The sequence below is a fragment of the Pseudomonas fluorescens genome, from assembly GCF_005938625.1.
In the GTDB taxonomy this organism is placed as follows: domain Bacteria; phylum Pseudomonadota; class Gammaproteobacteria; order Pseudomonadales; family Pseudomonadaceae; genus Aquipseudomonas; species Aquipseudomonas fluorescens_BD.
The window spans coordinates 88871-113571 of record NZ_VCNJ01000013.1 but is presented as its reverse complement, the minus strand read 5'-3'; the positions used below and the strand labels follow the sequence as shown (position 1 = coordinate 113571).

At 59.1% G+C, this 24701-nt stretch carries 21 protein-coding genes; 4 read left to right on the top strand and 17 right to left on the bottom strand.

Annotation, left to right across the window (positions count from 1 at the left end; translation table 11 throughout):
* Window positions 1-26 precede the first annotated feature (26 nt).
* Window positions 27-656, top strand: coding sequence for a class I SAM-dependent methyltransferase (locus FGA82_RS09640; protein WP_141126912.1), 630 nt, complete (start codon window positions 27-29; stop codon window positions 654-656).
* A 45-nt stretch (window positions 657-701) separates the two neighbouring features.
* On the opposite strand, the gene FGA82_RS09635 is transcribed toward FGA82_RS09640, so the two are convergent.
* Genes FGA82_RS09635 through FGA82_RS09625 form a run of 3 tightly spaced genes read right to left on the bottom strand, consistent with a single transcriptional unit; the run spans window position 702 to window position 5916 of the window.
* A complete protein-coding gene (locus FGA82_RS09635) occupies window positions 702-3755 on the bottom strand; it encodes an efflux RND transporter permease subunit (protein WP_141126911.1) in 3054 nt (1017 codons plus the stop codon).
* Window positions 3752-4816: an efflux RND transporter periplasmic adaptor subunit gene (locus FGA82_RS09630; protein ID WP_141126910.1), complete on the bottom strand. Its 1065-nt coding sequence runs from the start codon at window positions 4814-4816 to the stop codon at window positions 3752-3754. Before FGA82_RS09630 ends, FGA82_RS09635 begins: the two co-directional genes overlap by 4 nt.
* Window positions 4813-5916, bottom strand: coding sequence for an efflux RND transporter periplasmic adaptor subunit (locus FGA82_RS09625; protein WP_141126909.1), 1104 nt, complete (start codon window positions 5914-5916; stop codon window positions 4813-4815). The genes FGA82_RS09630 and FGA82_RS09625 overlap by 4 nt, the downstream gene beginning before the upstream one ends.
* Before the next feature lie 201 nt (window positions 5917-6117).
* Between FGA82_RS09625 and FGA82_RS09620 the strand changes: the two genes are divergently transcribed.
* Window positions 6118-7314, top strand: coding sequence for an AAA family ATPase (locus FGA82_RS09620; RefSeq protein ID WP_141126908.1), 1197 nt, complete (start codon window positions 6118-6120; stop codon window positions 7312-7314).
* 221 nt (window positions 7315-7535) lie between these two features.
* Here the strand turns inward: FGA82_RS09620 and FGA82_RS09615 are convergent, their stop codons facing one another.
* From FGA82_RS09615 to FGA82_RS09555, 13 genes are all read right to left on the bottom strand, one after another.
* On the bottom strand, window positions 7536-8408 hold the full coding sequence (locus FGA82_RS09615; protein WP_141126907.1) for a transporter substrate-binding domain-containing protein: 873 nt from the start codon (window positions 8406-8408) through the stop codon (window positions 7536-7538).
* On the bottom strand, window positions 8405-9187 hold the full coding sequence (locus FGA82_RS09610; RefSeq protein ID WP_141126906.1) for an amino acid ABC transporter ATP-binding protein: 783 nt from the start codon (window positions 9185-9187) through the stop codon (window positions 8405-8407). The genes FGA82_RS09615 and FGA82_RS09610 overlap by 4 nt, the downstream gene beginning before the upstream one ends.
* Window positions 9184-9843 (bottom strand): amino acid ABC transporter permease, encoded by a 660-nt coding sequence (locus FGA82_RS09605; protein WP_007918714.1) that lies wholly within the window; start codon window positions 9841-9843, stop codon window positions 9184-9186. The genes FGA82_RS09610 and FGA82_RS09605 overlap by 4 nt, the downstream gene beginning before the upstream one ends.
* A complete protein-coding gene (locus tag FGA82_RS09600; protein WP_141126905.1) occupies window positions 9824-10489 on the bottom strand; it encodes an amino acid ABC transporter permease in 666 nt (221 codons plus the stop codon). Before FGA82_RS09600 ends, FGA82_RS09605 begins: the two co-directional genes overlap by 20 nt.
* Before the next feature lie 594 nt (window positions 10490-11083).
* Window positions 11084-11881: a MetQ/NlpA family ABC transporter substrate-binding protein gene (locus FGA82_RS09595; protein WP_016985636.1), complete on the bottom strand. Its 798-nt coding sequence runs from the start codon at window positions 11879-11881 to the stop codon at window positions 11084-11086.
* A 166-nt stretch (window positions 11882-12047) separates the two neighbouring features.
* Window positions 12048-12980: a sigma 54-interacting transcriptional regulator gene (locus tag FGA82_RS09590; protein WP_141126904.1), complete on the bottom strand. Its 933-nt coding sequence runs from the start codon at window positions 12978-12980 to the stop codon at window positions 12048-12050.
* A gap of 53 nt (window positions 12981-13033) precedes the next feature.
* The gene (locus tag FGA82_RS09585) at window positions 13034-13615 is read right to left on the bottom strand and encodes an alpha/beta hydrolase (protein WP_077570156.1); all 582 of its coding nucleotides are present in this window, start codon (window positions 13613-13615) and stop codon (window positions 13034-13036) included.
* A gap of 381 nt (window positions 13616-13996) precedes the next feature.
* Window positions 13997-14398 (bottom strand): ExbD/TolR family protein, encoded by a 402-nt coding sequence (locus FGA82_RS09580; protein ID WP_003220570.1) that lies wholly within the window; start codon window positions 14396-14398, stop codon window positions 13997-13999.
* 1 nt (window position 14399) lies between these two features.
* Window positions 14400-15125 carry a MotA/TolQ/ExbB proton channel family protein gene (locus FGA82_RS09575; RefSeq protein WP_141126903.1) on the bottom strand — a complete coding sequence of 242 codons (726 nt, stop codon included), beginning with the start codon at window positions 15123-15125 and terminating at the stop codon, window positions 14400-14402.
* 44 nt (window positions 15126-15169) lie between these two features.
* On the bottom strand, window positions 15170-15979 hold the full coding sequence (locus FGA82_RS09570; RefSeq protein ID WP_007919146.1) for an energy transducer TonB: 810 nt from the start codon (window positions 15977-15979) through the stop codon (window positions 15170-15172).
* Between the two features lie 376 nt (window positions 15980-16355).
* Window positions 16356-16682, bottom strand: a complete 327-nt coding sequence (locus FGA82_RS09565) for a hypothetical protein (RefSeq protein ID WP_034151843.1) — start codon at window positions 16680-16682, stop codon at window positions 16356-16358.
* Between the two features lie 189 nt (window positions 16683-16871).
* Window positions 16872-18215 carry an aryl-sulfate sulfotransferase gene (locus FGA82_RS09560; protein ID WP_141126902.1) on the bottom strand — a complete coding sequence of 448 codons (1344 nt, stop codon included), beginning with the start codon at window positions 18213-18215 and terminating at the stop codon, window positions 16872-16874.
* Window positions 18216-18238: 23 nt separating this feature from the next.
* Window positions 18239-20599 carry a TonB-dependent receptor gene (locus tag FGA82_RS09555; RefSeq protein WP_141126901.1) on the bottom strand — a complete coding sequence of 787 codons (2361 nt, stop codon included), beginning with the start codon at window positions 20597-20599 and terminating at the stop codon, window positions 18239-18241.
* Between the two features lie 165 nt (window positions 20600-20764).
* Between FGA82_RS09555 and FGA82_RS09550 the strand changes: the two genes are divergently transcribed.
* Both FGA82_RS09550 and FGA82_RS09545 read left to right on the top strand, forming a co-directional pair.
* A complete protein-coding gene (locus tag FGA82_RS09550) occupies window positions 20765-21709 on the top strand; it encodes a LysR family transcriptional regulator (RefSeq protein ID WP_141126900.1) in 945 nt (314 codons plus the stop codon).
* 190 nt (window positions 21710-21899) lie between these two features.
* Window positions 21900-23519 (top strand): alkaline phosphatase family protein, encoded by a 1620-nt coding sequence (locus FGA82_RS09545; protein ID WP_141126899.1) that lies wholly within the window; start codon window positions 21900-21902, stop codon window positions 23517-23519.
* A 192-nt stretch (window positions 23520-23711) separates the two neighbouring features.
* Here FGA82_RS09545 and FGA82_RS09540 read toward each other — a convergent pair whose 3' ends face one another.
* Window positions 23712-24620: a TauD/TfdA dioxygenase family protein gene (locus FGA82_RS09540; protein WP_141126898.1), complete on the bottom strand. Its 909-nt coding sequence runs from the start codon at window positions 24618-24620 to the stop codon at window positions 23712-23714.
* Window positions 24621-24701: the final 81 nt, after the last annotated feature.

Sequence of the window (24701 nt, the reverse complement as noted above, 5' to 3'; positions counted from 1 at the left end):
CTCCTTTGCCCGCGCAGCCCTCGACCATGAAGCAAACCCCCACCGACCTCGAACAGATCACCGCCACCACCCTCGGCCACTACAACTCGGTGGCTGAAGACTTCCGTGAAGGCACTCGCGACCACGATGTCAGCCAGAACATCGATGCCTTGCTGCGGCATATTCACGGTTCAGCGCCCCTCACGATTCTGGATTTCGGCTGCGGCCCGGGCCGGGATTTGCAGACGTTTACGCGCATGGGTCACATCGCCGTCGGCCTCGACGGTTCGCCAGAGTTTGCGCGAATGGCCCGTGAGGACAGTGGTTGCGAGGTGCTGCAGCAGGACTTTCTGAAGCTGGATCTGCCGGCTGAACGCTTCGACGGCATCTTCGCCAATGCGGTGTTGTTTCATGTGCCGTTGCAGGAGTTGCCGCGGGTGCTCAAGCAATTACATGGCGCGCTGAAGCCCGGTGGTGTGCTCTTCAGCTCGAATCCGCGCGGGGATAACCGTGAGGGCTGGAACGGGCCGCGCTATGGCTCGTATCACGATCTGGCGGCGTGGCAAGAGTTGTTGACGGAGGCGGGGTTTGTCGAGTTGGAGCATTACTACCGCCCGGCAGGGCTGCCGCGAGAGCAGCAGCCCTGGTTGGCGAGTGTCTGGCGTAAATCTGCATAGCCAGTTCTGACGCCTGCTCGCGAATAGAGTGCGCAGCATTCGCTTTTAAGCGGCATCCTTTTGCGGTTCGCGAATCTTGTACCAGGCCACATACAGCGCCGGCAGGAACAGCAGCGTCAGCAACGTCGCCACCACGATCCCGCCAATCATCGCGTACGCCATCGGGCCCCAGAACACTTCGCGGGCGATGGGGATCATGCCCATACTGGCCGCCGCAGCGGTCAGCAGGATCGGCCGACGTCGATGCTCGGTCGCCTCGACCACCGCATCCCACGGCGCATAGCCTTTCTTCTCGAACTCATCGATCTGCGTCACCAGAATCACCGAGTTACGGATGATGATGCCGATCAGCGCGAGAATCCCCAGAATCGCCACAAAGCCCATCGGCGTGCCGGTCGGCACCAGCGCCAGCACCACGCCGATCAGCCCCAGCGGCGCGACACTCGCGACGAGGAACATCTTCTGCACGCTGTGCAACTGGATCATCAGGAAGGTTGCCATCAAAAACAGCATCAACGGCAAGACCTTGGCAATCGGCCCCTGCGCCTTGCCACTTTCCTCGACCGTACCGCCAGTGGCGACTTTGTAGCCGACCGGCAGTTTCTCGGCGAAAGCATCAATCGATGGCTTGAGGATTTTCACCAGATCGGTCGGCTGGATCTCGTCGCGCACCGAGGCCTTGATGGTGATAGTCGGCAAGCGGTCGCGACGCCACACCAGCGGCTGTTCCAGCTCATAGCGCACAGTGGCGAACGCCAATAACGGTATCGATGTGCCGTTGGGCGTAACGATCTGCAGATTCTGCAGGGTTTCCGGCGTACCACGCTCCGAATTCACCGCCCGGCCGACCACATTGATCAGGTAGATGTCGTCGTTGACCTGGGTCAGAGGCGCGCCGCTGACGATACTGTTCATCAGGTTCGCAACGTCTTCGGAGGACAACCCGAGCTGCCGCGCCTTGTCCTGGGCGATGTCGATGCGCAGGACTTTGCCCGGCTCGTTCCAGTCGTAAATGATCTCGCCGATGTGCGGGTTCTTGTCCAGCTCGGTCGCGAGGTCGATGGCGTGTTTGCGCACTTGATCGATGTCCTTGCCGCTGACCCGGTACTGGATCGGACGCCCGACCGGCGGGCCCATTTCCAGCGCCTGGACGTAACTGCCGATGCCGACGAAGTCCTTGTGCAAGCGCTCGCGCAGACGCTGACTCAGTGCCTCACGGGCCTCGAAGTCTTTGCTGACGATCACCAGTTGTGCGTAGTACGGGTTTTGCAATTGCTGGTCGAGGGGCAGGTAGAAGCGGATCGCGCCCTGACCGATGTAGGTGCTCCAGCGCACAATGTCCGGGTCGCCTTTGAGGGTTTCTTCCAGCTTGTCGACGGCCTTGCGTGTTTCGTCGATGGAGGCATTTTGTGGCAGGTTCAGGTCGACGAGAATTTCCGGACGGTCCGATGCCGGGAAGAACTGGTTCTGCACAAAGCGCATGCAAAAAATCGACAGGGCAAACAGCAGCACGGTGATACCGATCGCCCACCAGCGATTGCGCATCGCCCACAACAGACCGCCATTGAACGCACGCCCGACGCGGCCCGGCTCGGCTTCATGGGGTTTCACGTTGGCGCTGAGAATGTGCACGCCGATCACCGGAGCGAAGAACACCGCGACAATCCACGACACAATCATGGCCACGGCAATCACCGCAAACAGCGTGTAGGTGTACTCACCGGCGGAACTGGCGTTGAGGCCGATCGGCACGAAACCGGCGACCGTCACCAGCGTCCCGGTGAGCATCGGGAACGCCGTCGAGGTGTAGGCAAACGTCGCCGCCTGCTCCTTGGTCTCGCCCATCTCCAGGCGCGTGACCATCATCTCCACGGTGATCATCGCATCGTCCACCAGCAGGCCGAGGGCAATAATCAGTGCGCCGAGAGAAATCCGCTGCATGGTGATGCCACTGTATTCCATGAACACAAACACCATCGCCAGCACCAGTGGAATCGAGCACGCCACCACCAGGCCGGCGCGCACGCCGAGGCTGATGAAGCTGACCACCAGCACGATGATCACCGCCTCGAACAGGGCACTGGTAAAGCCACCCACGGCTTCTTCCACCACCACCGCCTGATCGGACACGGTGTGCACACCCACGCCAACCGGCAAGTCTGCGGTCAGTTCATCGATGCGCTGGTGCAACGCCTTGCCGAACGCCTGAACGTTGCCGCCCTTCTGCATGGCGATCGCCAGACCGATGGCCGGTTTGCCGTCGAAGCGGAATTCCGGGGTAGCCGGATCGGTGTAACCGCGAGTGATGTCGGCGATGTCAGCCAAACGATAGAAGCGGTCGTTGAGCTTGAGATTGACCTCGGCCAGATCTTTTTCCGAGGCGAACTGCCCCGAAGTGCGCACGGAAATCCGCTCAGGGCCGGCCTCGATCACACCGGCCGGGGTCACGGCGTTCTGCGATTGCAGGCTCTGCACAACCTGACGCTGATCGATACCCAACGCCGCCAGTTTGCGGGTAGAGAAGTTCAGATAAATCACTTCGTCCTGCTGGCCGATCATTTCGATCTTGCCCAGCCCCGGCACATTGCGGATCTCGGCCCGCGCCTGTTCTACGTAATCGCGCAATTGGCGCATGCTCAGGCCGTCGGCGGTGAAGGCGTAGACCGAGCCGAACACATCACCGAATTCGTCGTTGAACCCGGGCCCCTGAATACCTTTGGGGAACTGCCCGCGAATGTCGTCGATCTTCTTGCGCACCTGGTACCAGATTTCCGGGATGTCCTTGGCGCTGGTGGTATCGCGCAGGTACACGTACACCGTCGATTCGCCGGGGCGCGTGTAACTTTTCACGTAGTCGAGGGAGTCGAGTTCTTCGAGTTTTTTCTCGATGCGGTCGGTGACCTGCGCGAGGGTTTCTTCCTGGGTCGCGCCTGGCCATTTGGTCTGGATCACCATGGTTTTGATGGTGAACGACGGGTCTTCTTCGCGGCCCAGATTGAAGTACGAGAACACGCCCATCAGCAACGCGACGAACATCAGGTACCAGACGAATGACTGATGCTTGAGGGCCCATTCGGAGAGGTTGAAAGAGCCTTTCATTGACTGTCCTCGTCAAGTTTTACCGATTGTCCGGGTTTGAGGCTGTTGACGCCGGCGCTGACCACGCGCTCGCCATTCTTCACGCCGCCCGCGAGCACCACGCTGCTGTCGCTGCGGCTGATCACGCTGACGTCGCGAGGGCTGACGGTTTTGCTCTGGGTGTCGATGACCCAGATCCGTGGTTTGCCGTCGACCTCCTGCAAAGCGGTAGCCGGCAATTCGATGCGCGGTTTGATCGCCGAACTGAGGGTCACGCTGATCGCCGTGCCGAGGCGGAAACCGTCCGGTGTCTCGGCCAGCGTCAGGCGTGCGCGACGAGTGCGCGTGGCGCTTTGCGCCTGCGGTTCGATCTCGCGAAGGGTTGCCGTGGTGTTGATGCTCGGGTCGAGTTGCCCGGCCACCAGAAACACCACGTCGGAGGGAATCTGATCGACCAGGGTGTCCGGCAGATCAATCACCGCTTCCTTGATGTCCGGTTGCGCCAGGGTCACGACCTGCTGGCCCGCCGTCACCACTTGCCCGGCTTCGGCGTTCCACGCGGTGACCACGGCTTTATGGTCGGAACGCAGTTCGGTGTAGCCGAGCTGGTCTTTGCTTTGATTGACCGCCGCCCGTGCCTGGTCCAGCGAGGCCTGGGTGGTTTTCAGGTCTGTGGTAGCGATGTCCAGTTGTGCCTGCGCCCCTACGCCACGATCGAACAGCGCCTGCTGACGGCGGGCATTGGCCTGGGCATTGATCAGTTGCGCCTGAACCCTGGCCAGGTCGCCTTGGGCCGAACGCAATTGGTTCTGCTGATCAGATGGATCGAGGGTGGCGAGCAGCGTGCCCTTTTGCACTTCGGTTCCGACATCGACGTTGCGGCTCGCGATGCGGCCACCGACGCGGAAACCGGTGTTGCTTTCATAACGCGCCTGGATGCTGCCGGCGAAACGCCCCAGGCTTTCCTCGCTCAACGCTTGAACCTTGACCGATAACACCGGACGTACCGGCTCCGGAGGTGGCTCGCTTTTCGAGCAGGCCGCCAGCAACACACCCACGGACAACAGCCCCAGACGCTTCATGGCTGTGCTCCCGGTTGCAGATCCTTGTAGGTGTTTTCAGCGATTTCGACTTTCATGCCGGGATGCAACAACTGCCCACCGGCGACAATGACTTTCTCTCCGCCCTTGAGGCCTTCGCTGATGATGACCTTGCCGATCAGGTAGCGGCCGACGGTCACGTTGTGCAACTGCGCCTCACCTTTATCGTCAACCATCCACACCGCCGGATCACTGATGTTTTTCGTCAGCGCCGACCATGGCAATTCGACTGCCGACTTGCCGCTGCCCTTGGCCGTGGCGCTGACCACCGAGCCCAGCTGCATCCCTTGTGGCAGGCGGTCGAGGCTGACTTTGACTTGCACCGTGCCGGACTGCGCCGACACCGCCGGGGTGATTTCACGCACCGTGCCGGTGGTTTTGATGGCAGGGTTATCGAGCAGGCTGACGACGATCGAGGGATCCGCAGGACGCTCGGCCAGCAGCGATTCGTAGACGTTGAATACCGCGTCACGGTCGCCGTCGCGGGCCAACGAAAAAATCGGCGCAGTGGCCTGCACGACCTGGCCGACCTCGGCCTGACGCTCGGTGATCACGCCCGGAGCATCGGCAATCAACGCGGTGTAGCTGAGTTGGTCCTTCGCATTAGCCAATTGCGCCTGCGCCGCGCTCAAGGCGCTCTGGCTGCTGCGCAACGCCGCTTGGGCGGAGTCGTATTCGCTCTGGCTGGTGTAGCCCTTGGGCAGGAGCTTTTGCTGACGCACGAACGCCGCAGCGCTCTGTTTCACTCGGGCTTGTTCAGCGACGACCTGGGCTTGGGCCGAATCGACGTTGGTCTGCAAATCCTTGGGGTCGAGTTTGGCCAACACCTGTTTGGCCGTGACCCGGTCGCCGACATCAACCATACGCTGGATGATCTTGCCGCCGACACGGAACGACAATTCAGTCTGCACGCGCGCCTGCACGTCCCCCGTCAATGTCACCGCAGCCGCGTAATCCGTGGGTTTGACTTCTTGTACAAAAACCCGTGGCAGGTATTCCTCAGGGGCTTTTTTCTCGCCGCAAGCGGTCACCAAGGTGAGCAGACTCAGCATGACCGCTGTTTTCAAACCGGGACTCGCCATGCAGACTCCTTCCTGTGTACGAACGTGCAAGTGACGATACGACTGTGAGCTTAGAACAGGGTTCAACGTTCGCCCGTTCGTCCCCCATGTTTTCCTGTAGGAGCTGCCGCAGGCTGCGATCTTTTGATCTTTTAAAAACAACATCAAAAGATCGCAGCCTGCGGCAGCTCCTACAATAGGCGTCTCAAGAGAAGAAATTCCATGCTCAACACTCTCGCGGTGGCCAACTATCGCTCGATCAATAAATTGGTAATTCCGCTCGGCCGGCTGAACTTGATCACCGGCCCCAACGGTAGCGGCAAGTCCAACCTCTACCGGGCCTTGCGCCTGCTGGCGGAAACCGCTCAGGGCGGGGTGGTCAATGCGCTGGCCCGTGAAGGCGGGCTGGAGTCGACCTTCTGGGCCGGGCCGGAAACCATCAGCCGGCGCATGCGCAACGGCGAAGTGCCGATCCAGTCGACGGTGCGCCAAGGCGTGAAGCGACTGCGCCTGGGGTTCGCCGGGGAAGATTTCAGTTATTCGATCAGCCTCGGGTTGCCCGATTCCAACGGGCACTTCATGTTGCCCGAACATTCACGGCCGATCCCTTCGCGCTTCAGCCTCGACCCGCAGATCAAGCGCGAATGCATCTGGGCCGGCGCGCTTTATCGTCCCGCCAGCCTGCTGGTGGATCGTGACGGCCCAATGATCCGCGCACGCAACGAGCGCCAATGGGATGTGCTGGCGCAGCACACACCGAATTTCGACAGTTTGTTTGATCAGGTCGGTAGCCTGCGCAGCTCGCCGGAAGTGTTTCAGATGCGCGAGTTCATTCGCCGCTGGCGCTTTTACGATCACTTTCGCAGCGATGCCGACGCGCCTGTGCGTCAGCCGCAACTGGGCACGCGCACGCCGGTACTGCATCACGATGGCCGCGATCTGGCGGCGGCGTTGCAGACCATCATCGAGATTGGTGATGGCGATGCGATGCGTGCGGCGATTACCGATGCGTTTCCGGGCGCACGGGTGCATATCGAAGCGCAGGCCGGTGGAAGATTTGCCATCGAGTTTTATCAGGAAGGTTTGCTGCGCCCATTGTCGGCGGCGGAGCTGTCGGACGGGACGTTGCGGTATTTGCTGCTGGTCGCAGCGCTGCTGACGCCGAGACCGCCGTCGCTGATGGTGCTGAACGAACCGGAAACCAGTCTGCACCCTGATCTGCTACCGGCACTGGCGCGGTTGATTATCCGTGCCTCGGAGCAGTGTCAGGTGTGGGTGGTGTCGCATGCGCGGCGGTTGATTTCGGCGTTGCAGGAAGATCCCGAGTGCAATTGCATTGTGTTGGAGAAAACCCTGGGGCAGACCGGGATTGTCGGGCAGCGGGTGCTGGATGAGCCGGCGTGGAACTGGCCGGATTGAGCGTTCCAGCCAAAAGCCCCCCACCCTAACCCTCTCCCAGAGGGAGAGGGGACTGATTGGGGGATGCTGTTGAATTACGCCGACCTGAAAATGACTCTGTGAATCCATAATCGACTCGGGTTGTCAGGTCGATATCCGATGCAAGACACCTCGGTCGGCTCCCTCTCCTTCGGGAGAGGGCTGGGGTGAGGGGCGGGCCTCACCACCGACCTGACAGGCAATCACCCCTGCCACTTGCCACCCTCGACAATCACGCTCTCAGGCTTGGTGTCATCGCTCAGCTCTTTACGCACATATTGGTCATACAGCTTGAGCAGATACTTCTCCTCGCCCAGCTTGGTCAGCTCGGTATTCACCCAGTCACGCAACTCGATATTGCCCTTCTTCACCGCCGGCGCAATCGGCGCTTCAGCCCCCAGCTTTTCATCGAGCACGCGATAGCCAGGATTCTGTTTGGCCCAGCTGAACAGCACCAGGTTGTCCTGTGCATAAGCATCGCCACGGCCATTGGCCAAGGCTTGCAGCGATTCGGAGTTTTTCTCGAACTTCAGCAGTTTCCAGTCCGGGTGATTCTTGGTCAGCCAGATATCAGCAGTCGTGCCCGTAGTGACGATGGTAGTGCGGGTCGCCAGATCATCGAGGTTTTTCACCGCGCTGCTTTGCGGCACCAGCGCCTGCACCGCGACCTTAAGATTCGGGTTGGTGAACTCCACTGCTTCCTTGCGCTCAGGCGTGACAGTCATGTTGGCGAGGATCAGGTCGACCTTGTCGCTTTGCAGAAACGGAATGCGGCTCGCCGGTTCGACGGCGACGAATTCGACCTTGTTTTCATCGCCGAGCAGATCCTTGGCGAAACGACGGCCGATGTCGGTATCGAAACCAACGTAGCGCCCTGCTTCATCGACAAAACCGAACGGCGGTTTATCGGTAAACACGCCAACGATCAGTTTGTCGCGGGCTTTGATCTTGTCCAGGTAACCGGCCGGCGCAGCGCTCTCGCTGGCGACCTTTGGCTTCGGCGGTTCTTCGGTTTTGCTGCAACCGGCAAGCAAGGCGAGGCTGAGCAAGGGCAGTAAAAAAGCGGCAGTTTTCATAACAGTTCCAGTTCCTTTGTCGGATTCGTTTTTGGCAGTGTTGCAACGAAGGAGAACTTCTCCAGAAACTGCTGCGCGCGTGCGGTTTGCGGGTTCGTAAAGAAAATCTCGGGCGGGGTCTGTTCAAGGATGCGCCCGGCATCCATGAACACGATGCGGTCGGCCACGGCGCGGGCGAAGGCCATTTCATGGGTGACGATCAACAGGGTCATGCCTTCGCGAGCGAGGCCCTGGATGACCTGCAAAACTTCCTTGACCATCTCCGGGTCAAGCGCGGCGGTGACTTCGTCGAAAAGCATCACGCGCGGGTTCATGCACAACGAGCGGACGATGGCGATGCGTTGCTGCTGGCCGCCGGAGAGCTGACGCGGGAAGGCGTCGCGCTTGTCCGCCAGCCCCACGCGTTCGAGCAGTGCTTCGGCTTGCTGCTGCGCTTCGCGGCGCTGGCGCTTCTGCACCTTGAGCGGGCCGAGCAGCAAATTGTCGAGCACGCTCATGTGCGGGAACAGGTGATAACTCTGGAATACCATGCCGATCTGCTGACGGATTTCACGCCAGTCGGTGGTCTTGTCCAGCAGCTCGCGGCCGACAAATTTCAGGCTGCCGCTGTGCGCCTCTTCCAGGCCATTGAGGCAACGCAATAAGGTACTTTTGCCGCAACCGCTGGGGCCGAGGATGACGATCACTTCGCCACTCTGCACCTGCAGGTCGATGCCGTTGAGCACCTGCTGCTCGCCGTAGAATTTGTTGAAGCCGTGAAACTCGATCAATGCGCTCATGCTTGCGTCCAGCGCCGCTCCAGCACGCGCGAAGCGGCCGAGAGCGGGTAGCAGATGAAAAAGAAAAACAGGAACAGTGCGCCGTAGATCAGCACCGATTCGTAAGTGCGCTCGATGATCTGCTGGCCGACCTTGATCACATCGACCACGCCGATCAGCACCGCCAGGGAACTGGTCTTGATGATTCGCGTGTAGACGTTGATGGTTGGCGGCGTCATGCGCTTCAGCGCTTGCGGCAGCAACACGTAGCCGTAGAGTTGCGCGGCGTTCAGACCAATCGACAGCCCCGCTTCGCGCTGCCCGCGCGGCAACGAATGCAGCGCGCCCCGCGCCACTTCACCCACCTCGCTGGCACCCCACAACGACAGCACCAGTACCGCGCACCAGAAGCTCGGAATGCTCAGACCAAAGAAAATCGGCAAGCCGAAGAACAACAGGTACAACCAGACCAGCACCGGGATCGCCCGGAACAGTTCCAGGTACACCCGCAAAATCGCGTTGAGCCACGTCACATTGAGCGTGCGCAACACGCCGTAAAGCACGCCGCCGACAGTACTGATGGCAATGCTCAGAAACGAGATCGACAGGGTTTGTCCGGCGCCTTTGGCCAATTGCGGCAACGACACCCAGAGCAACTCAAGACCCGAACTGGCCATGCTGGAGCCTCCTTTCCAGACGGCTGAGCAACAGCGACAGCGGCAAGAACAGCAGCACGCAGATCAGCGTCAGCACGGCGAGCATTTCGTAGGTTTTGTAATAGAGCGCGATATAGCTTTTGGTGGTGTAGAGGATTTCCGGCACCGCCACCGCCGAGACCACGGTGGTTTCCTTGAGCAGGAAGATGAAATTGGCGAACAGCGACGGCAGACTGAGGATCCCCGCTTGCGGCAGTATCACGTAGCGCAGCAATTGGCCGTGGGACAGGCCGATCGAACGCCCCGACTCCAGTTGCGCCTGCGGCACCGCATCGACGCCCGCGCGCAGCACTTCGGTGAGGTAGGCGCCGCCGAGGAAGGTCATGGTGATGATCGCGGCGGTGAAACCGGAAACCTGGATCCCCACTGCCGGCAAGGCGAAGTAGACGAAAAACAACTGGATCAACAGCGGTGTGTTGCGCGCCAGTTCCACATACAGGCCCACCAGTTTTCGCAGGTAAGGCGTGCGAAACACCAGAATCGTCGCGTTGAGCAGTGCCACCAGCAATGAGGTGCCAATGGCAATAAATCCGACCTGCAGCGTCACGCCCACGGCTTTGAGAAATGCCGGCAGGGTACTGAGGATAAATGCGTAATCGAAAGTCATGAAGCGTCCTGACGCCGCTCGGTAAGCGACGGTGATGCAGTCCATGGACAACGGGTGGCTGTCCGGCAAGCATCGACTTTATAGGTATAAAAACAAGAATTTAAATACCGTTAAAGCATATTGATATCACCCAAAAAACTATCCTGTGAGTTTGCCGGGAAGGAATAAGAAGGCTATTTTCCTTTGCGCTGTAGGAAGGATCTTTTTTTCACGAAAGCCCTCCAAGGACGAACAGCTTTTGGCCAGACTCCCCCGGCCAAACCCATAACAAGGAAGAAAACATGGACGTAAAAGTGCCGCAGCGACTGGATCCGCAGGAAATTGTGAAATTGTTGGTGGCGTTGAGGCGGGCGTTGAAGGCCCAGGTGGCCTGAGGCCTGTACCGATCGTTCCCACGCTCCGCGTGGGCACGCAGCCCGGGACGCTCCGCGTCCCTGCCAAAAGCGGACGCGGAGCGTCCATTGAGGCATTCCCACGCAGAGCGTGGGAACGATCAAAATCACCGGCCGAAAATTGCGTACATACAAAAACGCCGATGCCCATCACTGGCCATCGGCGTTTTCACACCTTGAAGGGGGTGGTTCAAGCGTCAGATCAGAACGCCGGCAGTACCGCGCCGTTGTACTTCTTCTCGATGAACGCTTTGACTTCCGGGCTGGTCAGGGCTTTGGCCAGTTTCTGGATCGCGTCGCTGTTCTTGTTGTCCTCACGGGCCACCAGGAAGTTCACGTACGGCGAGTCAGCGCCTTCGATCACCAGCGCATCCTTGGTCGGATTCAACTTGGCTTCCAGCGCGTAGTTGGTGTTGATCATGTCCAGATCAACTTCCTTCAGAACGCGTGGCAGCAGCGCCGATTCCAGTTCCTTGAACTTGAAGTTGTGCGGGTTCTTGGCGATGTCTTTCGGCGTTGCCAGAGCGTTTTTCGGATCTTTCAGTTCGATCAGGCCAGCCTTCTGCAGCAGGATCAGGGCACGGCCGCTGTTGCTGCCTTCGTTCGGGATGGCGATGGTCGCGCCGTCCGGCAGTTCAGCCAGGGTTTTGTATTTGCTCGAGTAACCACCGAACGGTTCAACGTGCACGCCTTGCACAGTCACCAGGTATTTGGACTTGTCGTCCTTGTATTTGCCCTGGTTGAAGCTGTTCAGGTACGGCAGGGTCTGGAAGTAGTTGGCGTCCAGACGCTTCTCGCCAACCTGTACGTTCGGCTGCACGTAGTCGGTGAAGACTTTGATTTCCAGATCCACGCCTTCTTTGGCCAGGGTCGGTTTGATCAGCTCAAGGATTTCAGCGTGCGGTACCGGCGTCGCGGCAACCACCAGTTTTTCGCCAGCATTGGCCAGGGAAGCAGTCAGAGCAGCCGCCAATGCGGTAAACAACAGAACCTTTTTCATGCAGTGTCCTTATCGAAAATCACGGTCGTCATCGACGACGGCATTAATACGTGTGCCAGTGAAGTGATATCGCTGGCGTGGGTCGGACAATACCGGGATTTTTTATTCCCGGACAATAACGTTTATTCAGCTTCATATTCCATTTTGTTCATGTTGAACGAAACGGTTACAACGCCTCACCCAAACGAATCAGCAAATCTTTCAATGCCTTACGCTCATCAACGCTACCGCCGATGTTGATTTGTGCAACCAGCCGTTCGATCTGAAGCTGCGGCGCAGACACCTCGGGCAAGTTCAGGTGCTCCGGCAGAATCTCGTCGCCAGTACTCACCAGCAAGGCAAAGTGAATGACGTTTTCCAGCTCGCGGGTGTTGCCTGGCCAACTGTGTTGTTCAAGCACGTGTTGCGCTGCTTCGCTGATCAGCGGCACGGGCAGGTCGAGGCGCTGGCTATAGATGCCAAGGAAGTACTCGGCCAGCGAGAGGATATCGCCGATACGCGCGCGCAACGCCGGCAACTCGAGATGACCTTCGCTGAGGTAGTGATAAAGCCGCTCGTGGAATTTTCCGGCGTCTACTGCTTGCGCCAGATCGATGCTGGTCGCGGCCACCAGGCGCACATCCACCGGACTCGGCTGATGCGCACCGACACGGGTGACTTCGTGGTTCTCCAACGCGGCAAGCAATTTGATCTGGATCGGCAGCGGCAAGTCGCCGATTTCATCCAGATACAAGGTGCCGCCATTGGCCGAACCGAACCAGCCTGCACGGCTGCTGGCCGAGCCGCTGTAACTGCCGGCGGCGTAGCCGAACAGTTCGGCATCGGCGTAAGTCGGACTGATCGCGCCGCAATTGACCGAAACGAACAGCCCGCTGCGGTCACTGGCGCGATGGATGTGCCGGGCGAGCAATTCTTTACCCGTGCCGGTCTCGCCACGGATCAATACCGAGGTCGAACGCGGCGCCAATTGCTCCAGTTCTTCGCGCAACTGACGCGAGCGCGGGTCGACAAACACCAGCGCTTTAGCGCGAATGCTCAGGGGGCTTTTTTCAGCGTCGGGAAAGGTCAGCAACGGCTGACCGAATGTTTCGAAACTCATGGCAGACTCCCGCCCAAAACCGCCGGGAGACGGGGGCGTTGAAAGATAAAAAATCAGGCGCGACGGCGAGCGTGGTGTTCCATGCGGTTTTGCAGGCGATAGAGATAAGCAAAACCCTGCTCCCAACGCTGATGCCCGGACTTGACGTTGATGTGCCCGGCACCGGCGAGAATCCCAGCCTCGGCGCCCCAGTTGCGCGCCAGCTCCAGCGCGCGCGGCGCACTGACGGCAGCGTCGTTATCGGAGCTGACCACCTGGCTTGGAAATGGCAGCAGATCGGTAGGAATCGGTGCGAAGTTACGCAGCGCCGGCGCGCAGGCCGGGCGCTCGACATCCGCCGGCGCGACCAGCAAGGCACCGCGAACCTGACGCAGGTATTGCAGCGGCGCCGTGGCCGCCCAATGGGCAACCGTGACACAGCCGAGGCTATGGGCAATAAGGATAACGGGCGTGCTGTCGGCAGCAATCGCCTCGGCCAATGCCGCGACCCAGTCTTCACGACGCGGCGTCAGCCAATCGGCCTGTTCGACCCGCGCACTGTTCGGCAGGCTGTTCTGCCAATGGCTTTGCCAATGATCTTCTGGCGATCCTTGCCAGCCCGGCACAATCAGGTAGCGGATTGATTCGTTGCGCATGGGGAGCTCTCCTGCGTCGTGTCTGTTCCTGAACGAGTATAGGGAGGGGATTTATATTCGTTAAGGAATAAGAAGCTATTTATTAAGACCTGAATTGAATATGAGTATTGTGTATGACTTTAGATCCTTTCCCCCTCACCCCAGCCCTCTCCCCCAAGGGGGCGAGGGGGAAGGGAGCCGATCTTCATGCTGTTCAAATCTTGAGTTCGGCTCGAAATCTCAGGTCTGCGTACCTCGAACAATCACCTCGGTCAGTCCCCTCTCCCTATGGGCGGTCCGACGTTTCGGGAGGGCTAGGGTGAGGGTTCTGCTTTTAATGCCAGAAATAAAAAAAGGGCCGCACCCTGCCAAGGAGACGGCCCCGGAAAAACGTAAATCCTGTTACCGCGCAGTAATCACCGACAACTTGGTAATCCCCGCCCGTTCAATCGAAGCCATCGCCCGCGCCACTTCGCCGTAGTTCACCCCGTCATCCGCCTGCAATTGCACGCGCACTTCCGGGTCCTTGGCCTTGGCCGACTTTAGGTTGAATTCCAGCAAGTCCGGCTGAATCTCGTCCTTATTGATAAACAGTTTGCCGGCACCATCGATGCTCACCACCAGCGGATCCTTCTGCTCGACCGGCGCCACCGCTTCGGTCTTTGGCAGGTTGATCGGGATCGCGTTGGTCAGCAGCGGCGCGGTGACGATAAACACCACCAGCAGCACCAGCATCACGTCCACCAGCGGCGTTACGTTGATCTCGCTGAGTACCTCGTCACTGTCTTGCGTGGAGAAGGCCATATCAGGACGCCTCCTTCACTTTTGCCGCATTGCCCGAGGCTGCAACCTTGTGCGCCGTCGGGTGGATCAACACGCGGAACGCACTCTTTTGCGCCAGGCTGTAGAAGTCGTGGGCGAAGTCATCCAGATCCGCCGCAGTCAGTTTCAGACGACGCAAAAAGTAGTTGTAAACCAGCACCGCCGGCACCGCGACGGCGATACCTACACCCGTCGCAACCAGCGCTGCACCGATCGGACCGGCCACCGTTTCCAGGCTCGCCGAACCGGCCGCGCTGATGCCTTTCAACGCTTCCATGATTCCCCACACTGTGCCGAACAAACCAATGAACGGCGACGTACTGCCAATACTCGCGACCACGGCCAGACCGGTTTCCAGCGAACGCCGTTCGCGGACGATCTGCTGGCGCAAAGCGCGCTCGAGTCGATCCTGATGGTTGATCGCCTGGCTCAAATCATTTGCCTGAGGCGCCTCGCCCACCTGAATCGCCGCGTATCCGGCCTGGGCCACCCGCGCTGCGGCGCCGGGTTGGGTTTCGCTCAATTCAGCGGCGGAGTCGAGACTCGACGCCGCCCAGAAACGTTTATGAAAACGCCGATCCTGTGCCTTCAGGCGTCCGAACTGCACAGCCTTGAGCAATGCCAGACCCCAGGTGGCGACGGAAAAAACCACCAGCAGCCAGATCACCGCGCTTTCGATGGATTCCAGTGGAGATGCCAGTAACGTCATGATGATTCCCTCGTGTAAACGTTTCGCGCGAATTTGGTTTCGGTTTAATGAATCTTGAAATCGATGGGCACGCTGACCCAGCCGTCCTGGGCGACATCACCCTGCTTGGCCGGGACGAAACTCCAACGCTTCACGGCGTTCAGCGCCGCGTCGTCGAGCTGCTGCCGGCCGCTGCTTTTTGCTATCTGGATCTCGCCCGGTTTGCCGCTGGCCAACACATGCACGCGCAGCAACACCGTGCCTTCCCAACCGCGACGCTGAGCCAGTGACGGGTATTCCGGTGCCGGGTTTTTCAGGTAAGCGGCATTCGCTGATGCCGGGGTTACCGGTGCCGGCGCGGGCGGCGCAGGTGGCGCTGGCGCCGCAACCGGGGCGGCCGGTTGTGGCGGCGCTGGTGGCTGCTCGACGGCTTTCGGTGCTGGTTTGGGTGCCTGTTTAACCACCGGTTTGGGTTTCGGAACCGGTTTGGGCGGCGGTGGTTTTACCGCCAGTTCGTCTTCCACTGGCGGTGGTGGTTCAACCACTGGCGCAGGTGGTGGCGGCTCGACAACCGGTGGTGCTGGCGGTGCCGGGCGCGAGAACTCGATAGTCATCGGCGGAATTTCCGGCGGCACGATCGGTAGCACTGGCGTCGGTTTCTGGCTGATCCAGTAGATCACCGCGCCGTGCACCACCAACGCGAGCACGCCGAGCAGAATTGTTTCGCGCCGACTCAGAATGCCTTTGGGCGCACGCTGCAAACGCAACTGCCCCAACGGCACACGATGCGGCCGGCCAAGATCGACCAATTCGCCACCCGGCGTCTGACGCCACAGCAATTCCTCTGCGCTGGCGGCGGTCTGGACATTGCCCATTGATTCACTCCCTGCGGTCTTTTTGCGTTCTCTACAAAAACTGCCGATCGACCGTTTGTTGAATCCCCCACGGCGGATCGATGGGTGAATCATTGGGCTTGACGCTTATCTCCGAAAGTAATCTTTAACGTTATGCATAGGCCTTTATGGAATATGAAAATTGATCAATTCCGCCAAAGCCACGTACCATGCGGGCTGCAGCGATGCGTGAAAAAGCGCATGCTTTTCAGGCATTGAAAGTATTCATTCAACGCATCGAATTTGGCTTACCCGGTTTGGCGGGGCAACTAACACCAAGTAGATAGTTGGTTATTATTTTTCAGAAATAACAAAAAAGGCCGGAACACTTTCGTGCACCGGCCTTTTTTATCATCTTTTATTGCTTGACGAACTCACCTGCCACGCCAACAACATCACCATCAAAGTTGGTGCGCGAGCCAACCGCACGAACTTTCGAGTAATTGTGATCCGGCGAGAACAATGTCCAGGACTGATAGCCAGTGCCATCATTCAACGCCGTGAACGTGATGATCGTAGGCTGCCCGGTGCTGTTCTGGAAATGGTAGTGACCGTAAGCGATGTCGTAATTCACGCCGTTCTGGCTGAATTTGCCGCTGAAGGTGCCGTTGGAATCGTTGCCATCGGTAATCGTCAGTTTGGCGCCAGCGTTAGCGTTTACATAATTGCCATTAATGCTCGACATAACGAGATTTCCTTTATCGTTGGATAAGTGTCTTCCGATGAGAGCAAGTTTCCTCCTGGGAACTCACGACAGTCAGGATGGTTGGACATTCAATTATTGTCCATGTGGCTTACTAACTAATTTGCAATAAGCACTGTTCATCCGACTCATAACTTATCGCCATTTATTCGAACATTAATTCCAATTCAACTAACGACTGGCATTGGTTTGCTGCACGCCGACCACCGGTGCGTTAACCGCTGTCTCGGAGCGCGGCGTACCCGTTGGCACCCAGTCATAACTTACAGGCAACGCCCGATACACCCAGTTGCTGATCGCGTCGCTGCCCGGCGCTTTGCCGAGATACGGGCTGACGTACTCCCAGACGTTTTCACCATTGGCCGTCACCTGGAAAAACCGCCCGTTCATTCCTTCATCGATCAACGTGTTGCCATTGGGCAAACGCCGCGCACTGCTGATAAACGAGCTGTAGAACGCCCACCCCGGCTGCTTCGAATTCGCCGCGCTGTACTGCCAGACGATTTCGTTTTTCACCGGGTCGATTTCCAACACCCGCGAACCGGAAATCAGCCCAAGGGTGACGTTCGGATAACCCGCCGAACCCTGGTTATCGAACACCAGCACGTTACCGGCACCGGGCAATCCGGCCGGAATGATGTGCGCATCATGCTGGCCGACAAACTGATCCACCGGACGCGGTAGTTTCTGTGCAGTCTTCGGGTTGATCAGCGGCAGATTCGGACCAAGACGCCAGACCACTTTGCCGCTGCTCTTGTCGATGATTGCGATAAAGTTGGCGTTGCGTGAATCGATCAACAGGTTGTCCGGATTGAAGCGTTTGTCACCGGCATCAAACCACTTGTTCGGCCCGACCAGGCTGAGGTTGTTGATATGCAGGTAGTCCGGATTTTCACTGGCACGGACCAGCTTCAACTGCTCGGCGGTGAAGCCGAATTCATTGAGATGCTCCGAGGCCAGCCACTGCCATTTCACCGCGCCGTCGGGGCTGACTTCATAGATCGCATCGTCGATCACCTCGGGGACTTTAAAGCCTTTGACCTTGTGCACCTTGTTCGCCAGGACCACGGTGTTTCCGTTACTCAACCGGCGTTGATCGTGATGCTGCTGCGCCGCGCCACCGGGCGCCTTGTCGCCCCACTGCCAGACGACTTTGCCATTCCAGTCCAGTTCGCCGACGCTCCGGTTGCCCAGCCCGTTGCCGGCTGAACCGAGTTTGCCGGGATCCTTTTCACTCAGTTGCAGCAGCACATGGCCGCGCTCGCCACCGACCAGTTTGGGATCGATGATCGCGGAGGGAAAACCCGCCTGCGGCCAGGATTTCACCTCATTGCCATTCATATCGATCAGATGCGTCTGTTTGTCGGCACCGCTGAAAATCACGTACTGGTTAAATGCCTTGTTCGGATCATAACGGGTGACACCCGTCGGGTAGACACTCGGCGCGGCGAAGGCGCCGGCACTGAGCACTGCGCCGGACAGCAACACCGGCAAAGCGGTTTTGATACGCAACATGATGCAGCTCCTTGAATGACCAATCAGAAGTCGTAGCGACCGGTGACGCCGAGGGTGCGCGGCGTGCCGAGCAGGCCTTCATAGCCGCCGTTGCCGCCCGTCCACAGGGTCGTGTAGTAGGTTTTGTCGAAGGCGTTTTTCAGCCACAGCGATACGTCCCACTGACCTTGGTTGAAGTCGCCGCGCAGGCCGGTGGAAAAGTTGACCACGGCATAACTCGGGATCTGCCCGTAGTCGGAATCCTCGACCGTACCGACCGCTTTCGAGCGGAATGCGTAGCTCGCGGTGACGTAAGGTTCGAAGCCGTTATCCAGATTCCATTTGTATTCGCCGTTGGCGTTACCAATCCACTTCGAAGCGCCGACCACTTGATGCCCACTGAGGTCGCACGAGGCTGGAGCACCCGGCGCTTGACTGACTTCCGGCGGGCACGGAGCATCTTTGTAGGAGAGGTAGCTGACATCGTTGTAGGAGCCGTTGATGTTCAGGGTCAGCCCGCGCAGCGGGATCACCGTGCTTTCGAACTCAACGCCGCGCGAACGCACGGAACCGGCGTTGGTCAGGTACTGCACGCGATTTTCCGCGTCGTAGGCGTTGGTCTGGTAAGCGTTGACTTGGGTCCAGAACACGTTGGCGTTGAGTTGCAGACGGTGGTCCCACAGCGTGCTCTTGAAACCGAGTTCGGCGTTGTTGGCGCGCTCGGTACCGATCAGCAGCGAATCGGCGCCGGCCACCGGCGCGGAACCGACGGCCAGGTTAACCCCACCGGATTTCTCGCCGTGGGACAACGTGGCGTAGCCGAGCACATCGTCGGTGATGCGGTAACTGAGATTGAGCAGCCCGGAGGGACTGGAGCTGTACTGATTCAAGTCGCCGGAATCGTAAGCGCCGGCACGACCGCGTCGCGCCGTGGCTGCAGCTCCCGTCACCGTTGCACCACCCACCGGGGCATCGCGCGTGACCCAGGCGGATTTCTCTTCATAAGTGCCGCGCACCCCGGCGGTGAAATCCAGCCGCTCGCTGAGGTGCCAGGTGCCTTGGGCAAACAGCGCAAAACTGTCGGTCTTGATATGGCCGTTGCCGACGCTGGTGACGTTGGCCAGTGCGCCGGCCGGCGTGCCATTCCAGATATCGGCCTGGGGGCCGTAATAGGCGAAGGATTTGTTGTCCAGATCCGAGCCGAAGTAATAGGCACCGACCACGTAATCGAAGAACTCACCCTTGGGCGAGGCCAGGCGAAATTCCTGCGAGTACTGTTTATCTTCCACCGACACCCCGGCGTTGTAGCTCGCCGGCACGTTGAGGCCGTCGTCGTTGCGCGGGGTGAAATTCCAGAAGCGATAGGAGCTGATCGAGGTCAGCGTGAAGTCGCTCGGCAGCGTCCAGTTAGCTTCCACCGAGGTGCCGCCCTGATGCACGGTGACATGCTGATCGTTGTCCAGATTAACCTTGCGGTGCGAGCCGTTGACCAGCGTTGCGCCGGCGGCATTGGCGCGCGCCTGGTACAGGTTGACGCCGTTGATGGTCGGCCCGGTGTTGTACAACACGCGGGTGCCGGCGCTGGAATCTTCTTCGTTGTAGTCGCCGATCCAGCGCAGGTTGAAATCTTCGTTGGGCTTGAACAGCAGCTGCGCGCGGAAGCCCTCGCGCGAGCCGCCATTCAAATCATGGCCGTCGTATTCGTTTTTGATGTCGCCGTCACTGCGCGTGCGGTACGCCGAAAACCGTCCGGCCAGTTGATCGTTGAGCGGCCCGGAAATGGTGCCCTTGGTCTGGAAATAACCGTCCTCGCCGACCGAGGTTTCGATGCTGCGCTCAGGGGTGAAGGTTGGCGCGCGGGTGCTGATGTTGATCACCCCGGCGGTGGTGTTTTTGCCGAACAGGGTGCCCTGCGGCCCACGCAAGACTTCGAGCTGTTCGATATCCATCAGGTCAAACACCGCCATCCCTGGTCGGCCCAGATAGACGTTGTCGATGTACAGGCCAACGCTGCCTTCCAGGCCATCGCTGGCCGGGTTATTACCGAGGCCACGGATCGACACGCTGGACTGGCGTGCGTGCATGTAGGCGACGTTGACGCTGGGCACCAATTGCTGCAAATCCTGAATCCGGTAGACCCGCTGCGTCTCCAGATTCTGACCGCTGACCACGCTCATTGGCGTTGGTACATCTTGCGAACTTTCTTCGCGGCGGCGGGTGGTGACGGTCACGGTTTCCAGTTGCGAACTGTTGGCGGCAGGCTTGCCGGCCGGCACTGGCGCCGGGGTTTCGGCTTCGGCGGCGTAGCCGTGAGTCCAGCTCGCGCTCCCTGCCAGCAACAGGGCCAGAGGCAGACGTTTGAGCCGTCGTGGCGTTAAGGGTGACGCAAGGTTCAACGGACTCATGGCGCGGCTCCTGGTCAAAAAACACACAGACATCTTCAGTACTGCATATTCTTTTAAGTTATTTATTTATGTATTTACAGATATTTACTGCATAAGAGATTGCCTTTATAAGGAGTCGACCTAATGCATATCCAATGCATTTCCCGGATATTTTTTATGTGAAAAATGCATATCGACTTGCGTCAACTTCGTCACTTCATCGCCCTGGCTGAACAACGCAGCTTCGTCGCCGGCGCGCAGGCGGTGAACCTGTCGCAGTCAGCGTTCAGCCGTAGCATTCAGGCACTCGAGCACAGCGTTGGCTGCCAGTTGGTTGATCGCGGGCGCAAGGAATTACCGCCGACCAAACAGGGCCAGGTGCTGCTCGAACACGCGCGGCGCCTGGTTAGCGGCGCGCAGCAGATGGCCAACGAGATAAGCCAGTTCAACGGGCTGGAGGCCGGGGAATTACGCTTCGGTTGTGGGCCGGCGCCGGCAGCGGGATTGATTCCGCGGGCGATCGGCAGCTTTATCGGGCGCTATCCGAAAGCGCGGGTGCAGTTTCAAGTCGAGGATTGGCAGAGTCTGAGCAAGCGCTTATTGAGCGAAGAGTTTGAATTCTTCGTTGCTGACACGCGGCATTTCGAGGCGGACCCGGATTACCAGACGCATCGATTGCGGCCGCGCAAGTGGCATTTTTGCTGCCGTGCGGGGCATCCACTCGCCGGGTTTGATCGGGTCACGGCCGAGCAGTTGATGAGCTATCCGCTGGCCGTCAGCATCCGGCCACCGAACTTGCGCAAAGTCATTGTCGACCTCAGCGGACGCCCGGATTTCACCCCGAATGTGGAGTGTGAAAACAGCTCGAGCTTGCTCAGTGTGGTGCTGCGTTCGGAGGCGATCGGGATTGTCGGCGCGTATTCGGATGCGTTGCACCAGGCCAAGGGTGAGTTGGTGTGTTTGCGCATTGAAGGGTTGGCGGATGATCTGGAGGAGTTGTATACGCGTTACGGGATTGTCAGCCGGGCGGGGTATCGGTTGTCCCCGCTGGCGGAAGCGATGATTGAGCAGATCAAGGCGATTGATGCGGTGGATGAGGAGGTTTGTTCACTGGATAGACTTGCCGTCTGATCGACCGCTATCGCGAGCAGGCTCACTCCTACATTTGAAATGCATTCCCCTGTAGGAGTGAGCCTGCTCGCGAAAGGGTCAGTGCAGGCACCGATGCATTCCCTGCATAAAACCCATTCCCCAAATGCACTTGCCGAACACCCCCGTCGACAGCGAAAACCCTCACCTGTCCCACTGACCGGTGAAACCCATGTCCACCCCGCCAAACCCCGTGCGCAACGTGCTGTACATCATGTGCGATCAGCTGCGCCGCGATTACCTGTCCTGCTACGGTCATCCGCATTTGCACACGCCGAACATCGATCGCCTGGCCGCCGCCGGCGTGCGTTTCAGCCGCGCCTACACCCAAGGCACGATCTGCGGACCGTCGCGGATGTCGGCCTACACCGGACGTTATGTCAGCAGCCATCAAGTGGCGTGGAACGCTGTGCCGTTGCCACTGGAAGAACTGACCATCGGCGATTACCTGCGCCCGCACGGCATTCGTACTGCACTGGTCGGCAAGACCCACGCGACGGCGAATATCGATGCCTTGCAACGCCTGGCGATCAATCCGCAAAGCGAGCAAGCCGAAGCACTGAACGAAGTCGGTTTCGAGCCGTATATGCGCCACGACGGCATCTTCCCCGACGATCCGCTGTTCGACGACAAACGCGAATCCGCGCCCTATACGCATTACCTGCGCGAACACGGCTTCGACGGCAAAAACCCTTGGCACGACTGGGCCAACGCCGCCGAAGGCGAGAACGGCGAAATCCTCAGTGGCTGGCAAATGCGTCATGCGAATTTGCCAGCACGAATTCCCGAGCAACACTCAGAGACTGTCTACACTACAAATCGAGCCATCGACTTCATCACCGAGCAAGGCGAGAAATCGTGGTGTTTACACCTTTCCTATATCAAACCGCACTGGCCCTACATCGTACCAGCGCCGTACCACGCCTTGTACAGTACGAAATCGATTCTCGAAGCGGTCCGCGCGACGCCCTCCGAAGCCAGCAATCACCCCGTATACACTGCCTTTCGCCAGCATGAGGAAAGCCTCAACTTTTCCCGCGATTCAGTACGATTGACTGTAATCCCTACGTACATGGGTCTGATCAAGCAGGTGGATGATCAACTCGGACGACTGTTCGATTTTCTGCAGAGCAACGGTCGCTGGGATGACACGTTGATCGTGTTTACCAGCGATCACGGCGACTTTCTCGGTGATCACTGGCTTGGGGAAAAGGAGTTTTTGCTGGAGCAGGCGGTGGGCGTGCCGTTGATCGTGCGTGATCCTCGGGTGGCAGCGGATGTCACGCGCGGAACGGTGGATGATCGACTGGCGGAAACCATCGACGCGTTGCCGACGTTTCTTCAGGCATTGGGATTGCCGGGGGCGGAGCATCGGCTTGAAGGGCGTTCGTTGATCCCGCTTCTACACGGTGAAAAAAATCCCGACTGGCGCCGCTATGCAGTCAGCGAATACGACTACGCCTTCCAGGCGCCGGCGCGGGAGCGTCTGGGCCAGCCGATTGATCGTTGCCGGATGACCATGGTGCGCAGCGAGCGTTGGAAATACCTGGCGTACGACGGCTTTCGGCCGCAGTTGTTTGATCTGTTGAATGATCCGCAGGAGTTGCGTGATCTGGGGGATGACCCGGCGTTCGCGGCGGTGCGCGAGGAGCATGCGGGGTATTTGTTTGAGTGGGTGCGCGGGTTGAAGCGGCGCACGACCATCAGCCATCAGGAGATTGATTCGCGTGGGCAGCGGTTTCGTTATGGTGAGCCGGAGAGCGAGAAGGTTGTTCAGATTGGGGTTTGGTAGCGGGAAGAGCCCCTAACCCTCTCCCGGAGGGAGAGGGGACTGAATGGGGGATATTTCAGAGGTACACCGACCTGATCGTGCTTCACCGAATCCATAATCGATAAATATCTTTCAGGTCGATGCATAACGCGAGACAACTCGGTCGGCTCCCTCTCCCTCTGGGAGAGGGCTGGGGTGAGGGGCTCTTGATCTTCAATCGCGACCTTTGATGGTATGGCTACGCTGCCCAGAAGCCCCAACCGGTACCTCACCTTTCAACGTCACCCGACGCACCACCCGATCCTGAGTGCCGTAATCATCAATCGCATAGTGCTGCGTCGAACGGTTATCCCAGATCGCCACATCACCGGCCTTCCAGCGCCAGCGCACGGTATTTTCCTGGCGGATCACATGGCTCTGCAACAGCCCGAACAGATGCGCCGAATCCGCCTGCGAATAACCCTTGATGCGTTTGACGAAATGCCCCAGCAGCAAGCTCTTTTCGCCGCTGATCGGGTGCACGCGCACCACCGGATGCTCGGTCTCGTACACGGTGGAGGTGAAGACTTTGCGATAGCGCTCAAGCTTCTCCGCCGAGACGTCCGGCTTGGCGCTGGCGTAGTCGTATTCGTTGCTGTGCACGGCGACCAGTTTGTCGGCCAGTTCACGCAGCTCGGTCGGCAAGCCGTTGTACGCCGTCGCGGTGTTGGCCCACAGGGTGTCGCCACCGAATGCCGGGGCCACCACCGAGCGCAGGATCGAGGCTTTGGGGTAGGCGTCGACGAAGGTCACGTCGGTGTGCCAGGAGTTGGCGCGCTGACCTTCAGCGCCGTCCAGCTCGAGCAGATAACGCGTGCCTTCACGCGACGGCACGGTCGGATGCGCCACCGGCTCGCCGAGCAGATGGGCGAAGGCTTCCTGACGCTGATCGTCGAGTTGGGTCTGTTCGCGGAAGAACACGACTTTGTACTGAACCAGTGCCTGTTGAATGGCTTCGACGGTGGCGGCGTCCAGCTCACCGGACAAATGCACGCCACGAATCTCGGCGCCGATACGACCGGCCACCGGATGAATTTCCAGCGCGTGGACAGCGGGTTTTACTGCGAGTGCGGCATTGCTCATGGGTAGACCCTCATCGACTGCTTACGGTTGGACGGCAGCGAAACAACGCTCTATCTATATTCCATTTACATCTAATAGATA